This window comes from Limosilactobacillus vaginalis DSM 5837 = ATCC 49540 (assembly GCF_000159435.1).
Taxonomy (GTDB): domain Bacteria; phylum Bacillota; class Bacilli; order Lactobacillales; family Lactobacillaceae; genus Limosilactobacillus; species Limosilactobacillus vaginalis.
Genome location: NZ_GG693414.1, coordinates 14,827 through 34,242 on the forward strand (window position 1 = coordinate 14,827; position 19,416 = coordinate 34,242).

General features: G+C 40.6%; 19 protein-coding genes, 1 riboswitch and 1 other annotated feature. Of the genes, 14 read left to right on the plus strand and 5 right to left on the minus strand.

The genetic code is table 11. The features are described from left to right. The first annotated feature begins 474 nt into the window (after positions 1 to 474). From sufC to HMPREF0549_RS05215, 6 genes are read left to right on the plus strand one after another with little or no spacing between them, the layout of a single operon-like run. Positions 475 to 1,272, plus strand: a complete 798-nt coding sequence (sufC, locus tag HMPREF0549_RS05190) for a Fe-S cluster assembly ATPase SufC (protein WP_003717212.1) — start codon at positions 475 to 477, stop codon at positions 1,270 to 1,272. Between the two features lie 13 nt (positions 1,273 to 1,285). Further along, complete coding sequence (gene sufD / locus HMPREF0549_RS05195; protein ID WP_040531344.1) at positions 1,286 to 2,554, plus strand: Fe-S cluster assembly protein SufD; 1,269 nt, start codon at positions 1,286 to 1,288, stop codon at positions 2,552 to 2,554. Further along, a complete protein-coding gene (locus HMPREF0549_RS05200; RefSeq protein WP_003717214.1) occupies positions 2,547 to 3,782 on the plus strand; it encodes an aminotransferase class V-fold PLP-dependent enzyme in 1,236 nt (411 codons plus the stop codon). Before sufD ends, HMPREF0549_RS05200 begins: the two co-directional genes overlap by 8 nt. Beyond that, a complete protein-coding gene (gene sufU, locus HMPREF0549_RS05205; protein WP_003717215.1) occupies positions 3,769 to 4,224 on the plus strand; it encodes a Fe-S cluster assembly sulfur transfer protein SufU in 456 nt (151 codons plus the stop codon). The genes HMPREF0549_RS05200 and sufU overlap by 14 nt, the downstream gene beginning before the upstream one ends. A 2-nt stretch (positions 4,225 to 4,226) precedes the next feature. Further along, a complete protein-coding gene (sufB, locus tag HMPREF0549_RS05210; RefSeq protein WP_003717216.1) occupies positions 4,227 to 5,630 on the plus strand; it encodes a Fe-S cluster assembly protein SufB in 1,404 nt (467 codons plus the stop codon). A gap of 11 nt (positions 5,631 to 5,641) precedes the next feature. Next, the gene (locus tag HMPREF0549_RS05215; RefSeq protein WP_003717217.1) at positions 5,642 to 5,965 is read left to right on the plus strand and encodes a metal-sulfur cluster assembly factor; all 324 of its coding nucleotides are present in this window, start codon (positions 5,642 to 5,644) and stop codon (positions 5,963 to 5,965) included. Positions 5,966 to 6,042: 77 nt separating this feature from the next. On the opposite strand, the gene HMPREF0549_RS05220 is transcribed toward HMPREF0549_RS05215, so the two are convergent. Further along, the gene (locus HMPREF0549_RS05220) at positions 6,043 to 6,891 is read right to left on the minus strand and encodes an aldo/keto reductase (RefSeq protein ID WP_003717218.1); all 849 of its coding nucleotides are present in this window, start codon (positions 6,889 to 6,891) and stop codon (positions 6,043 to 6,045) included. A 282-nt stretch (positions 6,892 to 7,173) separates the two neighbouring features. Here HMPREF0549_RS05220 and HMPREF0549_RS05225 point away from each other — a divergent pair, with 282 nt between their 5' ends. Continuing rightward, positions 7,174 to 7,605: an Hsp20/alpha crystallin family protein gene (locus tag HMPREF0549_RS05225; RefSeq protein ID WP_003717219.1), complete on the plus strand. Its 432-nt coding sequence runs from the start codon at positions 7,174 to 7,176 to the stop codon at positions 7,603 to 7,605. Positions 7,606 to 7,664: 59 nt separating this feature from the next. On the opposite strand, the gene HMPREF0549_RS05230 is transcribed toward HMPREF0549_RS05225, so the two are convergent. The 3 genes from HMPREF0549_RS05230 to HMPREF0549_RS05235 form a co-directional block, all read right to left on the minus strand. Continuing rightward, positions 7,665 to 8,192: an HdeD family acid-resistance protein gene (locus HMPREF0549_RS05230; protein WP_003717220.1), complete on the minus strand. Its 528-nt coding sequence runs from the start codon at positions 8,190 to 8,192 to the stop codon at positions 7,665 to 7,667. 131 nt (positions 8,193 to 8,323) lie between these two features. Then, positions 8,324 to 8,491 (minus strand): hypothetical protein, encoded by a 168-nt coding sequence (locus HMPREF0549_RS09880; protein ID WP_003717221.1) that lies wholly within the window; start codon positions 8,489 to 8,491, stop codon positions 8,324 to 8,326. A gap of 38 nt (positions 8,492 to 8,529) precedes the next feature. Then, positions 8,530 to 9,054, minus strand: a complete 525-nt coding sequence (locus HMPREF0549_RS05235; RefSeq protein WP_050754864.1) for a VanZ family protein — start codon at positions 9,052 to 9,054, stop codon at positions 8,530 to 8,532. A gap of 156 nt (positions 9,055 to 9,210) precedes the next feature. On the opposite strand from HMPREF0549_RS05235, the gene HMPREF0549_RS05240 reads away from it, so the two are divergent. Further along, the gene (locus HMPREF0549_RS05240) at positions 9,211 to 10,545 is read left to right on the plus strand and encodes an amino acid permease (protein WP_003717223.1); all 1,335 of its coding nucleotides are present in this window, start codon (positions 9,211 to 9,213) and stop codon (positions 10,543 to 10,545) included. A gap of 60 nt (positions 10,546 to 10,605) precedes the next feature. Here HMPREF0549_RS05240 and HMPREF0549_RS05245 read toward each other — a convergent pair whose 3' ends face one another. After that, the gene (locus tag HMPREF0549_RS05245; protein ID WP_040531347.1) at positions 10,606 to 11,061 is read right to left on the minus strand and encodes a Fur family transcriptional regulator; all 456 of its coding nucleotides are present in this window, start codon (positions 11,059 to 11,061) and stop codon (positions 10,606 to 10,608) included. Between the two features lie 119 nt (positions 11,062 to 11,180). Between HMPREF0549_RS05245 and HMPREF0549_RS05250 the strand changes: the two genes are divergently transcribed. From HMPREF0549_RS05250 to HMPREF0549_RS05275, 6 genes are all read left to right on the plus strand, one after another. After that, positions 11,181 to 12,620 carry an MFS transporter gene (locus HMPREF0549_RS05250; protein ID WP_040531350.1) on the plus strand — a complete coding sequence of 480 codons (1,440 nt, stop codon included), beginning with the start codon at positions 11,181 to 11,183 and terminating at the stop codon, positions 12,618 to 12,620. 44 nt (positions 12,621 to 12,664) lie between these two features. Then, positions 12,665 to 13,201, plus strand: coding sequence for a DNA-3-methyladenine glycosylase I (locus HMPREF0549_RS05255; protein ID WP_003717226.1), 537 nt, complete (start codon positions 12,665 to 12,667; stop codon positions 13,199 to 13,201). Positions 13,202 to 13,245: 44 nt separating this feature from the next. Then, positions 13,246 to 13,352: riboswitch (SMK box riboswitch) on the plus strand. Next, a complete protein-coding gene (metK, locus tag HMPREF0549_RS05260) occupies positions 13,350 to 14,537 on the plus strand; it encodes a methionine adenosyltransferase (RefSeq protein ID WP_040531353.1) in 1,188 nt (395 codons plus the stop codon). (Overlaps the previous riboswitch by 3 nt.) A 44-nt stretch (positions 14,538 to 14,581) precedes the next feature. Beyond that, positions 14,582 to 14,793, plus strand: a binding site (T-box leader). Between the two features lie 70 nt (positions 14,794 to 14,863). Continuing rightward, positions 14,864 to 17,284, plus strand: coding sequence for a leucine--tRNA ligase (gene leuS / locus HMPREF0549_RS05265; RefSeq protein WP_040531356.1), 2,421 nt, complete (start codon positions 14,864 to 14,866; stop codon positions 17,282 to 17,284). Positions 17,285 to 17,386: 102 nt separating this feature from the next. Then, positions 17,387 to 17,650 (plus strand): type II toxin-antitoxin system HicB family antitoxin, encoded by a 264-nt coding sequence (locus tag HMPREF0549_RS05270; RefSeq protein ID WP_003717229.1) that lies wholly within the window; start codon positions 17,387 to 17,389, stop codon positions 17,648 to 17,650. Between the two features lie 93 nt (positions 17,651 to 17,743). Next, positions 17,744 to 19,375 (plus strand): putative polysaccharide biosynthesis protein, encoded by a 1,632-nt coding sequence (locus HMPREF0549_RS05275; protein ID WP_003717230.1) that lies wholly within the window; start codon positions 17,744 to 17,746, stop codon positions 19,373 to 19,375. Positions 19,376 to 19,416 lie beyond the last annotated feature (41 nt).

The following is a 19,416-nucleotide window of genomic DNA, read 5'->3' on the forward strand; positions in this document are numbered from 1 at the left end:
CGAGTGAATTTAGGGTGAGCGCGTTTAAGATAGAGTGTGAGCAGGATAAAAAAAGTCCTGTAAGACAACAATTTCTCCCGACTGGGTGCTGAAAGCACCTGGGAGGGAGTTTATTGTCTCTAAGGGCTTTCCTGCGAACACGTTTAAATAGAGTGTGACTCAGCAAAGAACTTGCGGAAAGCTAGCAATTTCTCCTGCCGAAGGCGACTTGCGCCTAGGCAGGAGGTTGCTAGCTCTAGCAAGTTCCTGAGGAACAGATCTTAGCTATATAACAGTGAAGAAGCTAATTAGTGTCCATCGCTAGTTAGCTTTTTTCGATCCTCCAACAACCACTTAATGATTTCGAACTTACTGAGTCTAATTACGAGAATCAAACTTCTTTTTCTCAATCTAGTTATTCATCCCCGAGATAAACTGGTAAAATAGGTAATTGACATCATGATATTGTGTTTTATTAGGGAGTGAACACTAAATATGGCTATTTTACAGATAAAGGATCTTCACGTTGCGGTTGAAGACGAGGAAACTCATCAACAAAAAGAAATTCTCAAAGGCGTTAATCTTAAAATGCAAACCGGGGAAATTCATGCAATCATGGGTCCAAATGGGACGGGAAAGTCAACCTTATCCCAGACAATTATGGGACAACCCAATTATCACGTTACGCAAGGTGATATTTTGTTAAATGGTGAAAGTATCCTCGAGATGCCCGTTGATGAACGTGCCCGAAAAGGATTGTTTTTGGCAATGCAGTATCCGGCAGAAATCCAAGGGGTAACCAATGCCGAGTTCTTGCGAGCAGCAATGAATGCGCGACGACCAAAGGATGATCAGATTTCAATTATGGATTTTCTCCAAGAACTTGACCAAAAGCTTGCATTGTTAGACATGAAGGAATCAATGACGGAACGCTATCTTAACGAAGGCTTTTCGGGTGGTGAAAAAAAGCGGAATGAGATTCTTCAACTATTGATGATCAAACCAAGTTTTGCGATCTTAGATGAAATTGATTCAGGATTGGATATTGATGCTCTAAAAGTCGTTTCCCGGGGAGTTAATTCCATGCGGGGTGCTAATTTTGGCTCACTAATTATTACCCACTACCAACGCCTGTTAAACTATATTGTCCCCGATACGGTTCATGTAATGATGGGCGGTCGAATTGTTAAAGATGGTGGCCCTGAGTTAGCAAAGAAACTAGAAGCTGAGGGGTATGCTGGCTTACGTGATGAGCTTGGCTTAAAAGTTGACTTAGTTGATGAAGATGAGTAGGGGTATAGATATTATGAATTTTAATTATTCACACCTTAAGTCTCAACTTCAACAGTATGCAGCAAATAAGGAGCCAGAAGAGCTGACTCAGTTGCGCCAAAGGGCATTTCAGAATGTAACCACTGCACAGTTGCCCAAAGTAACAAAATTTAATTTTCAAGATTGGCCGCTTATTTCTGAGCAGTCTTCACCTCTTCAGTTTCCTAAAGTGATTGAACAGCTAACGGACCCTGATCAAGTTACAGTAAAAGCGAGTTCAGAGGAAGTAACTGTTGTGCTCCCTAATTCATTAAAGGAACAAGGGGTTATTATTAGTGAGCTAGGTTCAGCAATTAAGACCCATCCTGAAATTCTAACTAAGTACTTAGCAACGGTAATTCGACCGGATGAAAATCTTCTTGCAGCTTACCATACTGCCTTTATTAATCAGGGCCTTTTTGTATATGTTCCCCGTAACGTTGAATTGAAAAAGCCAATTCACCTGACGATTAACTTTAATCAGACTGTCAAAGGAACAATTAATTTTCACCTGTTAATTGTTGCGGGAGAAAATAGTCGTTTCCAGATTATTGATCACTTAGTTTCCTCTCGTCAGCAAACTAATCCGTTAACCAATTTTGTGGAAATCATGGCTGAAGAAAATAGTGAGGTCCATTTTTCCTCACTTGATCACTTAGCACAACAAAGTCCCAGCTATTATCAATACCGGGCAGCTATAAAAAATTATGCTAAAGTCGACTGGGCAATTGGCCTAATGAACGAATGTAACACTGTCGGTGAAATTGATTCAGAATTAGTTGGTCAAGGAGCGTATGCTAATTCCCAGCTGATTGCCTTAACCGCAAACGACCAACAACTTGGGATTAATAATCGAGTAACAAATCGCAGCCCTCATTCACAGGGATTAATTAATCAGCGCGGGGTCGCCCTTGGTAATTCACGGCTGATTTTTAACGGAATTGGTCAAATTGTTCACGGGGCACATGGTTCTGAAGCTGAACAGCAAAATCGGTTATTGATGATGTCACCACACGCAACTGGTGATGCCAACCCCATTTTGTTGATTGATGAAAATGACGTTGAAGCAGGGCATGCAGCGAGTGTCGGCAAGATTAATCAGGATCAGCTCTACTACCTATTAAGTCGGGGAATCCCCCTGCATCAAGCACAACGAATGGTAATCCGGGGCTTCTTGAGTGCGGTAATTACTGCCGTCCCTGATAAAAACGTCCGCCAAGAAATGGTTGATATTTTGGAAAGGAAGTTACTGGAAAATGCCTAATTGGGAGCTTGTTCGTCAAGATTTCTCTGAATTACGTCAAACAATGAACGGTGAACGGCTTGCTTATCTTGATAATGCAGCGACAAGCTTAAAACCGAAATCCGTTATTGAGCGGTTATTAAGCTTTTACCAACAAGAGAATGCTAATGTCCACCGGGGAACATACCAGCTATCATTCAAGGCAACTGAAGAGTATGAGGATGCTCGTAAAGTCATTCAGCATTTCATTAATGCTGCGGCTGCCCGTGAAATTATTTTTACTCGGGGAACAACAGAAGGTATTAATTTAATTGCTAGTACTTACGGCGAACAGAATATCGAGCCGGGGGACGAAATTGTAATTTCACTTGCAGAGCATCATAGTAATTTGATTCCTTGGCAACAGTTAGCTCTCAGAAAAAAGGCAACCTTAAAATACATTAATTTAACCTCAACGGGTGAAATTGATCTAGCCGATGCCAAACAAAAGATTACCGCTAAAACGAAAATTGTTGCGGTGACCCACGTTGGTAATGTTCTCGGTAATGTTAGTCCAATCAGGAAACTAGCGGAGTTGGCTCACCAGAATGGAGCAATTATTGTTGTCGACGGTGCTCAAGCAGTCTGCCATCTTCCGGTAGACGTGCAAGAATTAGCAGCTGATTTCTATGCTTTTTCGGGGCATAAGATGTTGGGACCAACCGGAATTGGTGTTCTATATGGGAAGCAAAAACTCCTTGAACAAATGCCGCCTTACCAGTTTGGCGGTGAAATGATCGAGGATGTTCAGCTCGACAACAGTAAGTGGGATCAGATCCCGCATAAGTTTGAAGCGGGCACGCCTAATATTGCAGGGGCTATCGGATTAGCAACGGCAGTTAAGTATTTAGAGCAAGTTGGAATGGCGCAGGTAAAGGCACGAGATGCAGAATTGATGGCTTATTTATTGCCTAAGTTAATGGCAATTCCTGGAGTTAAAATTTACGGTTCCCAGAATCCTCAGCAGCATGTTGGGGTTGTTTCGTTCAATCTCGGTACTCTTCACCCCCATGACGTCGCAACAGCACTAGATATGGAAGGAGTAGCTGTTCGTGCAGGCCATCATTGTGCTGAACCACTCGTCCATTCACTTGGAACTAATTCGACCGTTCGCGCTAGCTTGGCATTTTATAATTATCAAGCTGACTGTGACCAGTTAATTAATGCAATCAAAGAAACAAAGGAGTTCTTTAAGGGTGAGCTTAGATAAATTAAATCAATTATACCGAGCAGTAATTTTAGAACATGCAGCTAACCCCCATCACCACTATGCTGTGCCAAATGCTACTAATAAAAAGACGCTCCATAATACAACCTGTGGTGACACAATAAACCTAAGTCTTCACCTGGATGCCGATAACAAAATAACTGATATTGGTTTTACTGGTCAGGGGTGCACGATTAGTCAGGCTTCAGCAAGTATGCTAACCGATGTAATGATGGGTAAAACAACGGAAGAAGCGCTAGCAATCGCTAAAATTTTTTCCGATGAAGCAATTGGTGAAAAGCACTCTAGAGATGAATTGAAAAAATTAGGGGATGCCCAGGTGCTAACCCAAATCATGGAGTTTCCTGCCCGGATCAAGTGCGCAACTTTAGCCTGGTGGGCTCTGCAAGAAGCCTTGCTCAAGAATGCAAAAGGAGACAAGTAATCGTGACAGATGTAAATAATGTCCTCGGTAATCAAGATTATCAGTATGGCTTTCATGATGACGTGAAGCCGCTTTATTCAACGGGACGCGGATTAACTGAAGCAACAGTCCGGAAGATTTCGGCAGAAAAGCATGAGCCGCAGTGGATGCTGGATTATCGCTTAGAATCATTTCATACTTATCAAAAAATGGCGATGCCTAAATTTGGCCCAGATCTATCTGGTTTGGACTTGGAGAATATGTTGTATTACCAGAAAATGACCGATAAGAAGTACCGGGATTGGAAGGATGTTCCTGAAGAACTGAAACGAACTTTTGATCGTCTTGGGGTGCCAGAGGCAGAACGAAAATATTTAGCTGGTTCAGCTGCCCAGTATGAGTCAGAAGTTGTTTATCATAACATGAAGCAACAGTTTGCTAAACAAGGGATCATCTTCACTGATACTGACACTGCCTTACAAAAGTACCCAGACCTATTCAAAAAGTGGTTCGGAAAGTTAGTCAAACCAGCTGATAATAAATTTGCTGCGTTGAACGGTGCCGTTTGGTCTGGGGGATCCTTTATTTATGTTCCTAAGGGCGTCAAGGTTAAGACGCCAATCCAGGCTTATTTCAGGTTGAATGCGGAGAATACGGGGCAGTTTGAGCGGACACTGATTATTGTTGATGAAGGTGCTAGTGTTGATTACGTTGAGGGCTGTACTGCGCCAAATTATTCGTCTGATAGTCTGCATGCCGCAGTAGTTGAAGTGAATGTTCTAAAAGACGCTTATTGCCGTTACACGACGATTCAAAATTGGTCAAAGAATGTTTATAGTTTGGAGACGAAGCGGGCAGCTGCAGCCGAGAACGCCACAATGGAATGGGTTGATGGAAACCTCGGTTCAAAAGTTACCATGAAGTACCCGAGTGTCTACCTTAATGGCAAGGGAGCTCGTGGGACAATGCTTTCGATTGCAGTGGCTAGTGATCACATTCATCAAGACTCAGGAGCGCGGATGATCCACAATGCCCCGAACACCTCTAGTTCAATCGTTTCCAAGTCGATCGCACGGACGGGTGGCTCAACGGATTATCGGGGCAATATCCGCTTTACCGAAAAAGCTAACGGTTCAAAGGCCCATGTTGAATGTGACACGATTATTATGGATGACCAGTCATCTTCCGATACGATTCCAATTAATGAAATTAATAATTCGGATGTCACGATGGAACATGAGGCCAAGGTCTCGAAAATCTCCGAAGAGAAACTTTACTACTTGATGAGTCGGGGAATTAGCGAACGAAAAGCGACGGAAATGATTATCATGGGCTTTGTAGAACCCTTTACGAAAAAATTACCGATGGAGTATGCAGTTGAGCTAAATCGACTGATCAGTTTTGAAATGGAAGGTTCGATTGGCTAAGGAGGGCTATTATGTTAGATAAAGAGAAATTAAGCCCTGTTGAGCAGGAGGTCCTTAAGCAATTGCAAACCGTGATTGATCCGGAGTTGGGGATTGATTTAGTCAATTTGGGCCTTATTTACGGCATTGAGGTTAATGATCAACAATGTAAAATTACGATGACCTTAACGACAATGGGCTGTCCGATCAGTGATTTGCTTTATAAAATGATTAAGGAGGCCGTTCTCCAGGTAGCGGAGATCACGGAATGTGAAATTAACCTCGTCTGGGAGCCAGCATGGGGGCCAGATAAGATGAGTCGCTTTGCCCGGATGGCACTAGGAGTTCATTTTTAAGTGAAAAAGAATAAATACAGAATGACTTTAGAAGACCAAAATCGTGGACTTCTAAAGCCATTTTTAGTGAAATTATTTTAAATTACGCTTAATGGTTCTTTGTGGGTTGGCTTAGGAAAAGCTTTTGCTAAGGCAGCTAACTCATCATGACTAAATGTGATGTTTAAGGCCTCAATATTTTCACGAGCATGTTTCGGACTAGCAGCCTTGGGAATTGCTAAGGTATGCTGATCACGAATTACCCAGGCTAACATTATTTGGTAGACAGTTGCTTGGTGATTAGCAGCTAATTCTTTTAGTAGGGGATTGGCTGCTAAATTGCCGCTTAATCGATCCCCTTGAGAAAGCGGTGAATAAGCAATTAATGGTAAGTTATTATCCCGCATCAGAGGGAGAAGATCATATTCAATTCCCCGGCGATCAAGGTTATACAGATCTTCGTTAGCAACGCATTCTCGACCATGAGGAAGTGCCCATAATTCTTTTAAATCAGCAACATCAAAATTAGAGACGCCCCAGTGACGAATCTTTCCTTTAGTTTGCATCTTAACTAGTTCATCTACCGTTTCTGCAAGGGGGATTCCGCCTCGCCAGTGAAGTAGGTAAAGATCGAAATAATCAGTTTGCATTAGCTTAAGACTCCGATCAAGACTTTTTTCCAATCGTTGATGACTGGCATTCTGGGGTAGTACCTTGTCGATGAGATAAAGTTTTGACCGGTCAAATGGCTTAATCGCTTCACTGGTAAGTTTTTCTGAACGTCCTTGACCATACATTTCGGCAGTGTCAATGACAGTTGCTCCCGCATCAATTGCTGTTTGAATTGCTTTTACCTCTTCGGCGTGTTTTGCTGGTTCTTCACCAATATTCCACGTACCAACGCCAATTGCTGGTACAGTTGTCTGACCTAGTTGTACTGTGATCATCAAATTCCTCCTTAAATTAACTACGATTTGATCCTACCATTCTTTTTCTATAAATACATCCGAACAACATATGATTATTATTTCATATATTTAAATTAAAATTTATATTTTTGTGTGGAAATAGTAATCCCTTAAAGCTTGTCATATAGGGATTGGTCAATAAAGGTAAAACTATTTTTAGCACTCCTTGGCTTAAAGTGCTAAAAATAGTTGCGCTTTCTCTTCTAGTGATTAAGATAGGTAATGTAATCAAGATCAAGTTAACGGAAAGGAAGCTTTATTATGGCTAACGATTTAACACGTCGGAATAACTTTTTGGATAACATGATGAACATGCGGAACTTAATGAATGATGATTTCTTCTCTGACTTTACGCCAGTTGAAGATCACATGAAGACTGACATTGAAGAAAATGATAAGCAGTATCAAGTAAAGATTGATATGCCAGGCTTTGACAAGAAAGACATTCATATTAGTTACACAAATAATATTTTAACCATTACTGGTCACCGTGACACTATTGATGACGAGTCAGATAAGAATGGTCACATTCTTCATAGCGAACGGCGTTATGGTCAAATGAGTCGGCAATACCGTTTGCCAGATGTTGAACGGAAGAACATTACTGCTCATTATGAAAATGGTGTTCTTTCACTTGTTTTACCAAAGAAGCAGGCTGAAAGTGATGACGATACGCGGATTGAAATTGATTAATTGATGACTAACGAAAAAGGTCCTAGCGTTCAAAAACTGAATGCTAGGATCTTTTTCGTTTAATTAAAAGCTTGAACAATCTTCAGGACACCGAAGATAATTAGGAACACAGAAATAATCCAAACAACTGTTAAGGCTGAAACAACAGGACTAAAGAGAAGGATTACTCCTAGAACAATTCCTAAAATACTAAAGATAATAGTTAACCAGTAGTAACCACCACTGACACCCTTGAAGAGACGACCAACGGAAAATTCCATAATGGAATCCAAAATAAACCAGATAGCAAAAATAATTGCAATGTATAATGTGCCGAAGCCGGGGTGGAAGATAAAGATGATCCCTAAGATGATGTTCAATATACCAAGAACTACAATCCAGCCAGTACCCTCACCAAGTGAACGAAGAAAGCGACGCCGAATTGTTAGTTCAAAGATTCCATCAAAAAGAAAGACAACCCCAATAATAACAGACAATAAATGTAAGGTTTTATCTGGTCGTGAGAACGAAAGAAATCCTCCAAGAATAAAAAGAATTCCAATCAGTAAACTAAACCAGTCGAACCGCCGATGCGAAACATTATTCATAGCGCATAGCTCCTTTCTCTGACAAGTTAATCATACCGCAAAAAAGAAAATAATGGTTGTACTAAAAAAGGAGGTCAGAAAAAAAACTTTTCCTGGCCTCCGAGAAAATTAACTTCCAGCTTTTCTGATTCTTAAATGTGCTCCTTGATACCGTTCTTAAAATCCTTGTCGATTTCTTTGAGAATTGGTAGAAGGTAGTTGATATATTCGTGATAAGCTTCGATTGGCTTCATGTCTTTACCATCTGCTTGAACTAAGGCAATAGCAATGTCATGGGCCCGTTGTTCGTTTGAAATCATTTATAATCACCTCATCAATAATAGTGTACCAAACTTTTTTATGATAGGAAAAAAGGATGAATTATTTTATCAATAAATCCTCGATCTACCAATTTTATCCCGTAAAACCCTATTACTCCACCAATAGTATTGGTAATAATATCATCAATATCTGCTACTCGACCAATGTGAAAAAGAAAGTCGCAGACAAATTGATTTCCTTCAATAAAAAATGTGAACAGAAAGCTTAAGGCAAGAACAGTAATAAAAGAACTTTTTCGGCCGACCAGATATAATAAAACACCTAAAGGAATTGTCATTATAACATTTAAGAACCATTCTAAATCTAACTGTTGAAAGGGAAGAAGATTGTATGGCACCCCGTGAAAGTAGCGTAAATTTCGATTAGCGGTAATAAAGCTGAAAGTAACTGGAGTTAAACAAAGACGAAGGATAATAACAAAATAGCAGAGAAAAGCAAAAATCGTTAATCGTTTACTAAACTGCTGATAACGTGAAAAAGCATTGATTGTTAAAACGAGTGCGATAAGAAAGTAGCCGCAAAATGGAAACCAGTGTAACAAATTCATTCCCTCCTTTCATGAAAAAGGTATACAATAAAAATTCGGATAAACTATTTACCATTATTAAATAAAACAATCTAAAAAGCGATAGTTTATTAATGGCTTTTATGAGAAATTAAATTTAAGGAGAATTGAACTATATTGGCACAAAATAAAATGAAGCGTAGCCTAAAAAGCCGCCATATTCAACTAATGGCGCTTGGGGGCACAATCGGGACCGGGTTATTCTTAGGGTCTGGTCAAGCAATCCACTCTGCAGGGCCCGCAATTTTACTTGCTTATATTATTACCGGAATTGTCTGCTTTTGGATTATGCGGGCACTTGGCGAGCTCTTAATGGCGGATCTTAATTACCGTTCATTTGTTGATGCGATTCGTGTTTATCTTGGACCACGGGTAAGCTTTATTACAGGCTGGGCATATTGGGCTTGTTGGATTGCACTGGCGATGGCTGAAATCACTGCAATTGGGATGTATTTTCAGCTATGGCTTCCTCATGTTCCTCAATGGATACCAGGATTGTTAACGTTAATTGTCCTTCTATGCATTAATTTAATCACTGTCAGTGCATTTGGTGAGTTACAATTTTGGTTTGCGTTAATTAAAATTTTGGCAATTGCGTTGCTGGTTCTTGTTGGGGTAGGAATGATGCTGGTTAGCTTTAAGAGTACCAGTGGTTATGTTGCTTCACCAGAGAATTTGTTTAATAATGGTGGATTCTTTGCAGCTGGTACAAAAGGATTTATTCTTTCATTTCAAATGGTGGTTTTTGCCTTTGTTGGTATTGAAATGGTTGGAATGACAGCAGCCGAAGCGGAAAATCCACGTCACGTTATTCCCCGGGCAATAAATGCCATTCCGTTTCAAATCTTGCTATTTTATGTTGCTGCACTGGCAGTTATCATGTGTATCTATCCTTGGGATCGGTTAGCACCATCAAAAAGTCCCTTTGTAATGGTCTTTAATGATATTGGTTTACGCGGAGCAGCCAGCTTAATTAACTTTGTCGTTGTCACCGCGGCAGCTTCTGCATGTAATAGTTCGCTTTATACAACGGGGCGGATGCTTGCGGAGTTAACATCAACGTCGCATCGACCAGGAATTAGGTTAGTAAGTAAATTATCACGAAATTCTGTTCCGGCACTGGCAGTTATTATTTCTGCTGGGGTGATTGCCATTGCAGCGGTCTTAAACTTGATAATGCCTGGTGGAGTCTTTAAGGTAATTTCTAGTATTGCCACAACCAGTTTTCTTTTTATTTGGGCCATAATCATTGTGACTCACCTAAAGTACCTTCAATCAAAACCACAAGAACGGCCTTTTAAGGTTCCTGGGGCACCGTATACTGATTACTTAGTATTAGCTTTTTTAGCCTTTGTTTTGGTTGTCCTGTGTCTTGATAAACAAACGCTGGGAGCATTAATCTTTACCTTGATCTGGTTTGCAATTTTAGCAGTTGCGTCATTATCTCAGCCACGAAAACAAAAATAAAGTGGAACTCAACAAGACTTACTATGATAAGTTCTCTGTTGGGTTCCACTCTTTTTTAATTTATCTATTCAAATGTAATTTTCGTTGGCAGTTAGGGCAAATACCATGGACTTCAATATTATTACCAGTGACGAGATAACCAGTTTTTTCCCTGGTCATGGTGGCTAGATCCTTATTGATTTCTGTAAAGTGAGGGTCAAACACATCGGTAATTTGGCCACAATTATCACAAATAACGTGGTAGTGAGGATGACCAAAGTAGTCATAATGAGTGCTGCCATCACCATTCTTCAATTCGATGACAAGGTTATAATCGACGAAAAGCTTTAACGTATTATAGACCGTAGCCATGCTAATGTTATCAACGCTACCTTTCAAATCCTCATAGATCATTTCCACACTAGGATGAGTATGATGAGAAATTAGGTAGTTTAGAATCGTTTTTCGTTGAGGAGTAACCCTAACGTGATTTTCTCTAAGTTGTTCAATTGCTCGATCAAATTCTGCTTCAGCCAATTTACTCACTTCACTAGTTTAAGAGCTTTAATTTACGTTAAGTATAACATTTACAATTGTGGTTTTAAACTTTATAATACAATTTGATTATTAATAATAATTCTAAAGAAGGGGATTTCATGAGAGAGTCAAGTGATCAAAATGGCCGACCATATAGTCGGTTCTGGTTTATTTTTACACTATTAATTGGAACCTTTACGATGTCGATTAGTCAATCATCCTTGTCGACAGCTTATCCAACGTTAATGCGAGCCTTTGGAATTTCTGCCTCGACAGTGCAGTGGCTAACAACCGGTTTTATGTTAGTCATGTGTGTCAGCATGCCAATTAGTCCGTGGATGTTGAATAACCTTAATTTTAAGACCATGTTTATTGGTGCGTTAGCTCTGTTTGATATTGGTTCATTGATGATTATTTTGACACCTGCTAGTTGGGGAGTATCTGGCTTCTGGTTTATGATGATCGGTCGAGCAATGGAGGCCTTTGCTGTGGGCGTCCTCTTCCCATCGTATCAATCAGTCCTTCTTGAGATAACACCGCGAGAAGTCCGGGGAACAACAATGGGAATTGCCGGCTTAGTAATGGGTTCGGCATTAGCTTGTGGCCCAATTGTTTCTGGGATTATTCTAAAATTCTTTACTTGGAAGAGTCTGTTTGTTTTCTTTATGATCATCATTACTGTGATCATTATTATGGCTGGCTCGGGACTTATCCGGGACGTTATGCAGAGACACGAAAGTAGCCTTGACTGGCTTTCAGTTTTCTTGTCTATTGGTTTGATTGGTGTAATGTACGTAATCAACCAAATCGGTAAAACTAAGATTAACTGGACAATCAGTGGCACAATCTTGCTTGTAAGTATTTTAGCAATTATTTGGTTCTGCATTCGGCAATTAAAGCTCCAGAATCCGCTATTGGAACTTCGGGTAATGAAAACCTTTAATTACGATTTAGCAATTCTACTAACTTCAATCTCTTACATTGCTTTGATTGTTACGACAATTATTTTTCCGTTGTATTACCAAGGAGTGCTTAAAGTCAGTCCGTTTGTTTCGGGGATGTCGCTTGTTCCTGGGGCGGCCTTGCTAAGTATTCTAAATCCGTTAACGGGGAAACTGGCCGATAAAATTGGCTTTAAACCAACAATGCTTGTCGGAATGGCAATGATAGTTGCTGGCTGGTTTGTGGGTCTCTTCTTAATTAACCAAATGAGTTTATGGATCATGATTCTCTGTGCAATGGTAATTGAGGGTGGAAATGCCTTTGTGATGATGCCTGCCGTTACTTTAGGGGCTAATTCTCTGCCTAATGAATTGGTTCCCCATGGGACAGCCGTTATAACAACGGTACGGCAAGTCCTTGGTTCTACCGGAGTGGCTGTATCAACAATTATTTTGACAACCGTAACTAGTCATAACCTCAGCCACGGAATGGGAAACCTCAGTGCCGCTCTTGGTGGTTACCATTATGTCTTCTTAACAATGCTATTCGTGGAAATTATTGGGTTGCTTTTGGCTCTTGCGCTAAAGAATACTGTTAAAAAAGATGCAAAAGCTTAATTATCTCGTTTTGAATATATAGAGAGATTTAATGAGGTGATTAAATGACAACAAAACGACCACTGTGGGCGGAAACATCTGAATTAATGCGTAATTATTATGATACAAAATGGGGGGTTCCCGAACATGATGATCGCGAATTATTTAAGATGCTGACACTAGAGTTATTTCAGTCTGGACTGTCATGGTCAACAATTTGGAAACGCGAGGCTGCCTTTGAAAAGGCGTTTGCTAATTTTGATGCAGCTAAGGTGGCAGTATTTGATCAGGAAGACTTTAAGCGCTTGATGAACGATTCAACAATTATTCGTAATCGGCGGAAAATCATGGCGACGATCAACAATGCTAAGGTAATTCAAGAACTATTAGCAGATGGTGAAACATTAAATAACTATGTATGGTCATTCGTTAACTTTAAGCCTCAGCGGTTACAGTTAAACGGAAAGCGGCTACCGTCACAAACAAGTGAATCGAAAAAGATGGCCCGAAAAATGAAGGCGGATGGTTTTCAATTTGTTGGACCAACGACTGCTTATTCGTTTATGACTGCGGTTGGGATGGTTAATGCTCGTGAGGATTAGTCAATTTATGTTTGAATATGGTCAGCAAATTATGCTAAGATGGGTCTCGTTATAAAGCAAATTCCCGATAGGATTCACTTTACTGTGAAGATGCCTTGTAACCACTAAATGTTTCAATTGTAACTTGCATATGGGGGAATTAACACACATGGTAGAAAAACATTTATTTACTTCAGAATCTGTTTCTGAGGGACATCCTGATAAGATTGCTGATCAAATTAGTGATGCGATTTTAGACGCAATGCTTGAACAAGATCCTGATTCACGGGTCGCTGTTGAGACTTCCGTTACGACCGGACTCGTATTGGTTTTTGGAGAAGTTTCAACTAAGGCATACGTTAATATTCAAAAGGTTGTTCGTGATACAATTCGGCGGATCGGTTACACAGATGGTAAGTATGGCTTTGATGCTGACAACTGTGCAGTAATTACCGCAATTGATGAACAATCACCTGATATTGCTCAAGGGGTTGACGATTCTCTTGAAACTCGTGAAGGGGAAGTTGATCCGCTTGATCAAATTGGTGCCGGTGACCAAGGATTAATGTTTGGTTACGCAACTGATGAGACACCAGAATACATGCCGTTAACTTTGATGCTTAGTCATAAGTTGATGCAACGGATTGCTAAGCTTCGTAAGGATAATACTATTCCTTATCTCCGTCCAGATGCAAAGGCTGAAGTTACCGTTGAATATGACGAAAACGACAAGCCTTTACGGGTTGATACTGTTGTGTTAAGTACGCAACATGATCCAGAAGTATCACTTGACCAAATTAAGAAGGATGTTATGGAACAGGTTATTAAGGCGGTTATTCCTGCAAAATACCTTGATGACCAAACCAAGTACTTTATCAACCCAACTGGTCGTTTTGTTATCGGTGGTCCTCAAGGGGATGCCGGCTTAACTGGTCGAAAGATTATTGTTGATACTTATGGTGGTGCTGCCCATCACGGTGGTGGTGCATTCTCCGGTAAGGATGCTACTAAGGTTGATCGGTCAGCTAGTTATGCTGCCCGTTACATTGCTAAGAACTTAGTAGCTGCTGGCTATGCAAAGAAACTTGAAATTCAAGTTGCCTACGCTATTGGGGTCGCTGAGCCGGTTTCAATTTCAATTGATACTTATGGTACTGGTACCCGAAGTGAAGCAGACTTGATTGCTGCGGTTCGTAAGGTATTTGACCTTCGTCCTGCGGGAATTATTAAGATGCTTAACCTTAAGCGACCAATCTACGAACCAACTGCAGCTTATGGTCATTTTGGCCGGACTGATGTTGAACTACCATGGGAACAACTAGATAAGGTTGAAGAACTAAAGAAGGTTCTTGGCTAGTTTGATGCTTGCATTTACGAATGCTGGTTGTTAGAATATTTATTAAATATTTGATCGAATTGGAAATAGTAACTGTTAGTTAATTCTTCAGAGATCGTGTGGTGCTGTAAACACGAGGGTTACTAACAATGAACTCGTCCAAAAAGATTATTGCTGAAATTTAGTAGGTAATAACGTCTGCCGCGTTATGGCGTGAAGTGTCATGGACTTAGCCATGGAAATTCGGGTGGTACCGCGGAGTAAATTCGTCTCGTAGAACAGGTTTCTACGGGGCTTTTTTATTACGATCAAACAGAAGAATTATGCAAATAAAAGGAGAGAAAGATATGGCTTACGATCACACTGCCATTGAAAATAAGTGGCAACGATTCTGGAAAAAGAATAAGACATTTAAAGCTAACTTAAACAAGGATCAAAAGAAATACTATGCCTTGGACATGTTCCCTTACCCATCTGGCCAGGGACTTCACGTTGGCCACCCAGAAGGTTATACCGCGACTGATGTGATGTCACGAATGAAGCGGATGCAGGGATACAATGTTTTACACCCAATGGGCTGGGATGCTTTCGGTCTTCCTGCAGAGCAATACGCATTGAAGACTGGTCATAATCCTAAGAGTTTTACTAACCAAAACATTGATCATTTCCGCAACCAAATCCAATCACTTGGTTTCTCATATGATTGGGATCGGGAAGTTAATACGACTGATCCAGAATACTACAAGTGGACTCAATGGATCTTTGAGCAGCTCTATAAGAAGGGCTTAGCTTACGAAAGCGAGATCATGGTTAACTGGGCACCTGACTTTATGGGTGGAACCGTTGTCGCTAACGAAGAAGTTGAAGACGGTAAGACAAAGCGTGGTGGCTACCCGGTTTACCGGAAGCCAATGAAGCAGTGGGTCTTGAAAATCACTGCCTATGCAGACCGTTTAATTGATGATCTGGATCTTGTCGACTGGCCAGAAAGCGTTAAGGAGATGCAACGTAATTGGATTGGGCGTTCAGAAGGGGCTTCTGTTTACTTCCCAGTTGCGGGAGACGAAGATACTAAGATTGAAGTCTTTACTACTCGTGCGGACACGTTATTTGGTGCATCCTACGTTGTACTTGCTCCTGAACAAGAGTTAGTTGATCAATTAACTACTCCTGAAAATAAGGAAGCTGTTAAGAAGTATCAAGAAGAAGCTTCCCGGCGTTCTGACCTTGAACGGACCGATCTGAATAAGGATAAGACTGGGGTATTTACTGGTTCATACGTTATCAACCCGGTTAATGGTGAAAAGTTACCAATTTGGATTAGTGACTATGTCCTAGCATCATACGGTACAGGTGCTGTAATGGCAGTTCCATCTGGTGATCAACGTGACTATGACTTTGCTAAGAAGTTTGATTTACCAATTAAGCCAATTATAGAAGGTGCTGATCTTTCAGAAGGTGCCTTTGACGGTGATGGTAAGCACATTAATTCTGTTTTCTTGGATGGCTTGAATATTGCTGATGCCAAAAAGAAGATGATTGAATGGCTTGACGAACATAATGCAGGTCACAAGAAGGTCAATTACCGTCTTCGTGATTGGATCTTTAGTCGGCAACGTTATTGGGGTGAACCGATCCCAGTAATTCACTGGGATGATGGTCGGACTACCTTAGTTCCAGAAGACGAATTGCCATTGAAGCTGCCTGATACTGATAACATTGAACCATCTGGTACTGGTGAAAGTCCATTGGCTAACGTTAAGGACTGGGTCAATGTTTATGATGATCAAGGTCGGCATGGCCTTCGTGAAACTAACACAATGCCACAATGGGCTGGTTCATCATGGTACTGGCTCCGGTATACTGATCCACACAACAATAAGGAATTTGCCTCAAAAGAAGCATTAGATTACTGGTCTCCAGTAGATCTGTATGTTGGTGGTGCGGAACACGCTGTTCTTCACCTTCTCTATGCTCGGTTCTGGCATAAGGTCCTTTATGACTTAGGACTTGTCCCTACTAAGGAACCATTTATGAAGTTGGTTAACCAGGGGATGATTCTTGGTGCTAACCACGAAAAGATGTCCAAGTCTAAAGGAAATGTCGTTAATCCAGATGATATTGTTGAGAAGTACGGTGCGGATACTCTTCGGCTTTACGAAATGTTCATGGGACCATTAACTGAATCTGTTCCGTGGGATGAGGAAGGGCTTCATGGTTCATACAAGTGGATTCAACGTGTATGGCGCTTGTTGATGGATGAAAATAACCACCTTCGTGATCGGGTTTCAACCTTCAATGACGGGAAGTTAACTAAGGTTTACAACCAAACCGTTAAGAAGGTTACTGAAGATTACGAACGGATGCACTTCAATACTGCTATTTCTCAATTAATGGTCTTCGTTAACGAAGCATTTAAGGCTGACGATCTTCCTGTTGAGTACATGGAAGGGTTCGTTAAGATGATTTCACCGGTAATTCCTCACGTTGCTGAAGAATTATGGAGTCACTTTAATGTCAGTGACACGATTGCTTACCAACCATGGCCAACATATGATCCAAAGGCATTAGAAGAAGACGAAGTTGAAATAATCGTTCAGGTTAACGGAAAGCTTCGTTCAAAGATTAAGATGGCAAAGGATATTGACCGTGAAGAAGCACAAAAATTAGCACTTGCTGATGAACATGTTCAAAAGTTTACGGATGGCAAGGATATTAAGAAGGTTATTGTTGTTCCAAACAAGATCGTAAATATCGTTGCTAAGTAGAAAATCATAAAGGATGAGACCGGAAAGTTAACTTTCCGGTCTCATCTTTTTCGCTCGTGGTAAAATATTGGTTGTTTCAAAAAGAAAAAGTGAGGAATTAAAATGGAAATTGTTAGTTATCCCGCAATTTTTCAACAAAAAAATAACCAGATTGAAGTTGATTTTCCGGATCTTCCCGAAGCATTTACTCAAGGGAAGAATATGGAAACAGCAATGGAATTTGCTAAGCTAGGATTAGCTATTACGTTAAACGATAAGTTAGGCCATTTTGAAAAGGCTCCGCAAGTTAGTGAATTAGCCGAGGTACAAGCAGCGCATCCAGGAGCAGTGGTAAAAATGGTAACGGTTGATTTGGAGCAATACTAGCAAAGATTTTTTAAAATAATTTGCGACGATGCTCTATTAAGGATAGAATGATTAGTATTGATTTTAAAAAGTAAAAGGTAGGATTTAAGAGTTATGAGTGAAGGACAGCAAAAAGATACTGCTCGTTCAAAAATGCTGAATGGCTCAGCATGGATGACGGCGGGGAATATTACTTCGCGCATTCTTGGGGCTATTTATATTATTCCCTGGGTTACCTGGCTAGGGGCTTATAGTGATGAGGCCAATGCCTTGTATGCTCAAGGATATAATATCTATAGTCTCTTTATTACCATTTCAACTGCAGGGATTCCCTCGGCGATCTCGAAACTTGTTGCTCACTATAATGGGTTAAACGAGTACGGGGTTAGCCAGAAGTTGAATCGTTCTGCGCTGTATATGGCGCTTGCGTCGGGAGTTATTTGTGGAACCGTCATGATGTATATCGCTTCATGGCCGATCGTTTATAATGGCGATACTAATTTAATCCCGGTATTACGGTCGTTAGCCTGGGCAATCTTTATTATTCCGTTAATGGCAATTAGTCGCGGGATTTTCCAGGGTTACAGCATGATGGCACCATCTGCAATTTCACAGTTTGTGGAACAACTTTTTCGGATAATTTACATGTTAGGGGCTACTTACCTGATCATGAAAATCCAAAAGGGTAGTTGGGTCAGTGCCGTCAGCCAATCAACTTTTGCGGCATTTATTGGAGCGATTGGGGCCTGTGTTGTTCTCTTTTTAGCATGGCTAAAGTATCGAGGAGTTATGCAGGGAACGGGGACGATTGAACAGCCAGTTACGGAAGTCTCGACAACTGAATTAATTCTGAAGATTGTTTACCAATCAATCCCATTTATCATTATTGAATCAGGAATTAACCTTTTCCAATTAATTGATCAGTACAGCTTTAAACGAATGATGCCATTGGTAGGGCATTTTACCAAGTACCAGATTGATGTTTTGTATGCCTTGTTCGCATTTAATGCTAATAAGCTTTATATGATTATTATTGCTTTAGCGAATGCTTTAGCGGTTACTGCAATTCCGTTGTTGGCAATGGCCCGGGCAAAAAATGATCAAACGGGGATGAGAAACCAAATTGAGAACGTTCTGATGCTCTTCTATTTTGTCATGATCCCGGCAGTTCTTGGTTTGTATGCAGTTGCTCAGCAGGTATACACGGTCTTTTACCGTTACAATCATGCTGGGGTAATCGTTCTTGAGTTTGCAGCATTTATGGCAATTCCCCTTGGACTTTATACGGTGGCAGCTGCAATGATGCAGGGAATTTCTGAGAACCGCCGAATGATGAAGTATTTGGGGATTGGATTAATAATCAAACTGCTAATTCAATTCCCATGTATTTGGATCGCTCAGGGATTAGGGCCACTGTTGTCTACAGGGATTGCGATGATGATTATTAATTACCTTATTATTCATTCATTTAACCAGGAATTCCGGTTAAACTTTGAACAAATGGCATTGCCAACCAACCAAATTTTGGCATATTCACTTGTTATGTTAGTGATTACTAAGGGTATAATGCTTTTGCTAGGCTTATTTATTAGTCCTTATGGGCGTTATACTGCCTTCTTCATTCTAGTAATTGGCGTTATTGTTGGTGCAGGTGTCTATGGTTACCTATCACTCCATTTCCGTCTTGCAGATAAGTTGCTTGGCGGTCGAGCACAAAGATTACGACAAATATTCCATATGAATTAATCTAAAACTGAAGAGGGTGAGAAAAAAGTTTAGCTTTTTTC

Bases quoted from the DNA above. Each gene is read 5' to 3' on its own strand.
- sufC (WP_003717212.1), top strand. From the start codon at position 475: ATGGCTATTTTACAGATAAAGGATCTTCACGTTGCGGTTGAAGACGAG.
- sufD (WP_040531344.1), top strand. From the start codon at position 1,286: ATGAATTTTAATTATTCACACCTTAAGTCTCAACTTCAACAGTATGCA.
- HMPREF0549_RS05200 (WP_003717214.1), top strand. From the start codon at position 2,547: ATGCCTAATTGGGAGCTTGTTCGTCAAGATTTCTCTGAATTACGTCAA.
- HMPREF0549_RS05215 (WP_003717217.1), top strand. From the start codon at position 5,642: ATGTTAGATAAAGAGAAATTAAGCCCTGTTGAGCAGGAGGTCCTTAAG.
- HMPREF0549_RS05220 (WP_003717218.1), bottom strand. From the start codon at position 6,891: ATGATCACAGTACAACTAGGTCAGACAACTGTACCAGCAATTGGCGTT.
- HMPREF0549_RS05225 (WP_003717219.1), top strand. From the start codon at position 7,174: ATGGCTAACGATTTAACACGTCGGAATAACTTTTTGGATAACATGATG.
- HMPREF0549_RS05230 (WP_003717220.1), bottom strand. From the start codon at position 8,192: ATGAATAATGTTTCGCATCGGCGGTTCGACTGGTTTAGTTTACTGATT.
- HMPREF0549_RS09880 (WP_003717221.1), bottom strand. From the start codon at position 8,491: ATGATTTCAAACGAACAACGGGCCCATGACATTGCTATTGCCTTAGTT.
- HMPREF0549_RS05240 (WP_003717223.1), top strand. From the start codon at position 9,211: ATGAAGCGTAGCCTAAAAAGCCGCCATATTCAACTAATGGCGCTTGGG.
- HMPREF0549_RS05250 (WP_040531350.1), top strand. From the start codon at position 11,181: ATGAGAGAGTCAAGTGATCAAAATGGCCGACCATATAGTCGGTTCTGG.
- HMPREF0549_RS05255 (WP_003717226.1), top strand. From the start codon at position 12,665: ATGACAACAAAACGACCACTGTGGGCGGAAACATCTGAATTAATGCGT.
- metK (WP_040531353.1), top strand. From the start codon at position 13,350: ATGGTAGAAAAACATTTATTTACTTCAGAATCTGTTTCTGAGGGACAT.
- leuS (WP_040531356.1), top strand. From the start codon at position 14,864: ATGGCTTACGATCACACTGCCATTGAAAATAAGTGGCAACGATTCTGG.
- HMPREF0549_RS05270 (WP_003717229.1), top strand. From the start codon at position 17,387: ATGGAAATTGTTAGTTATCCCGCAATTTTTCAACAAAAAAATAACCAG.
- HMPREF0549_RS05275 (WP_003717230.1), top strand. From the start codon at position 17,744: ATGAGTGAAGGACAGCAAAAAGATACTGCTCGTTCAAAAATGCTGAAT.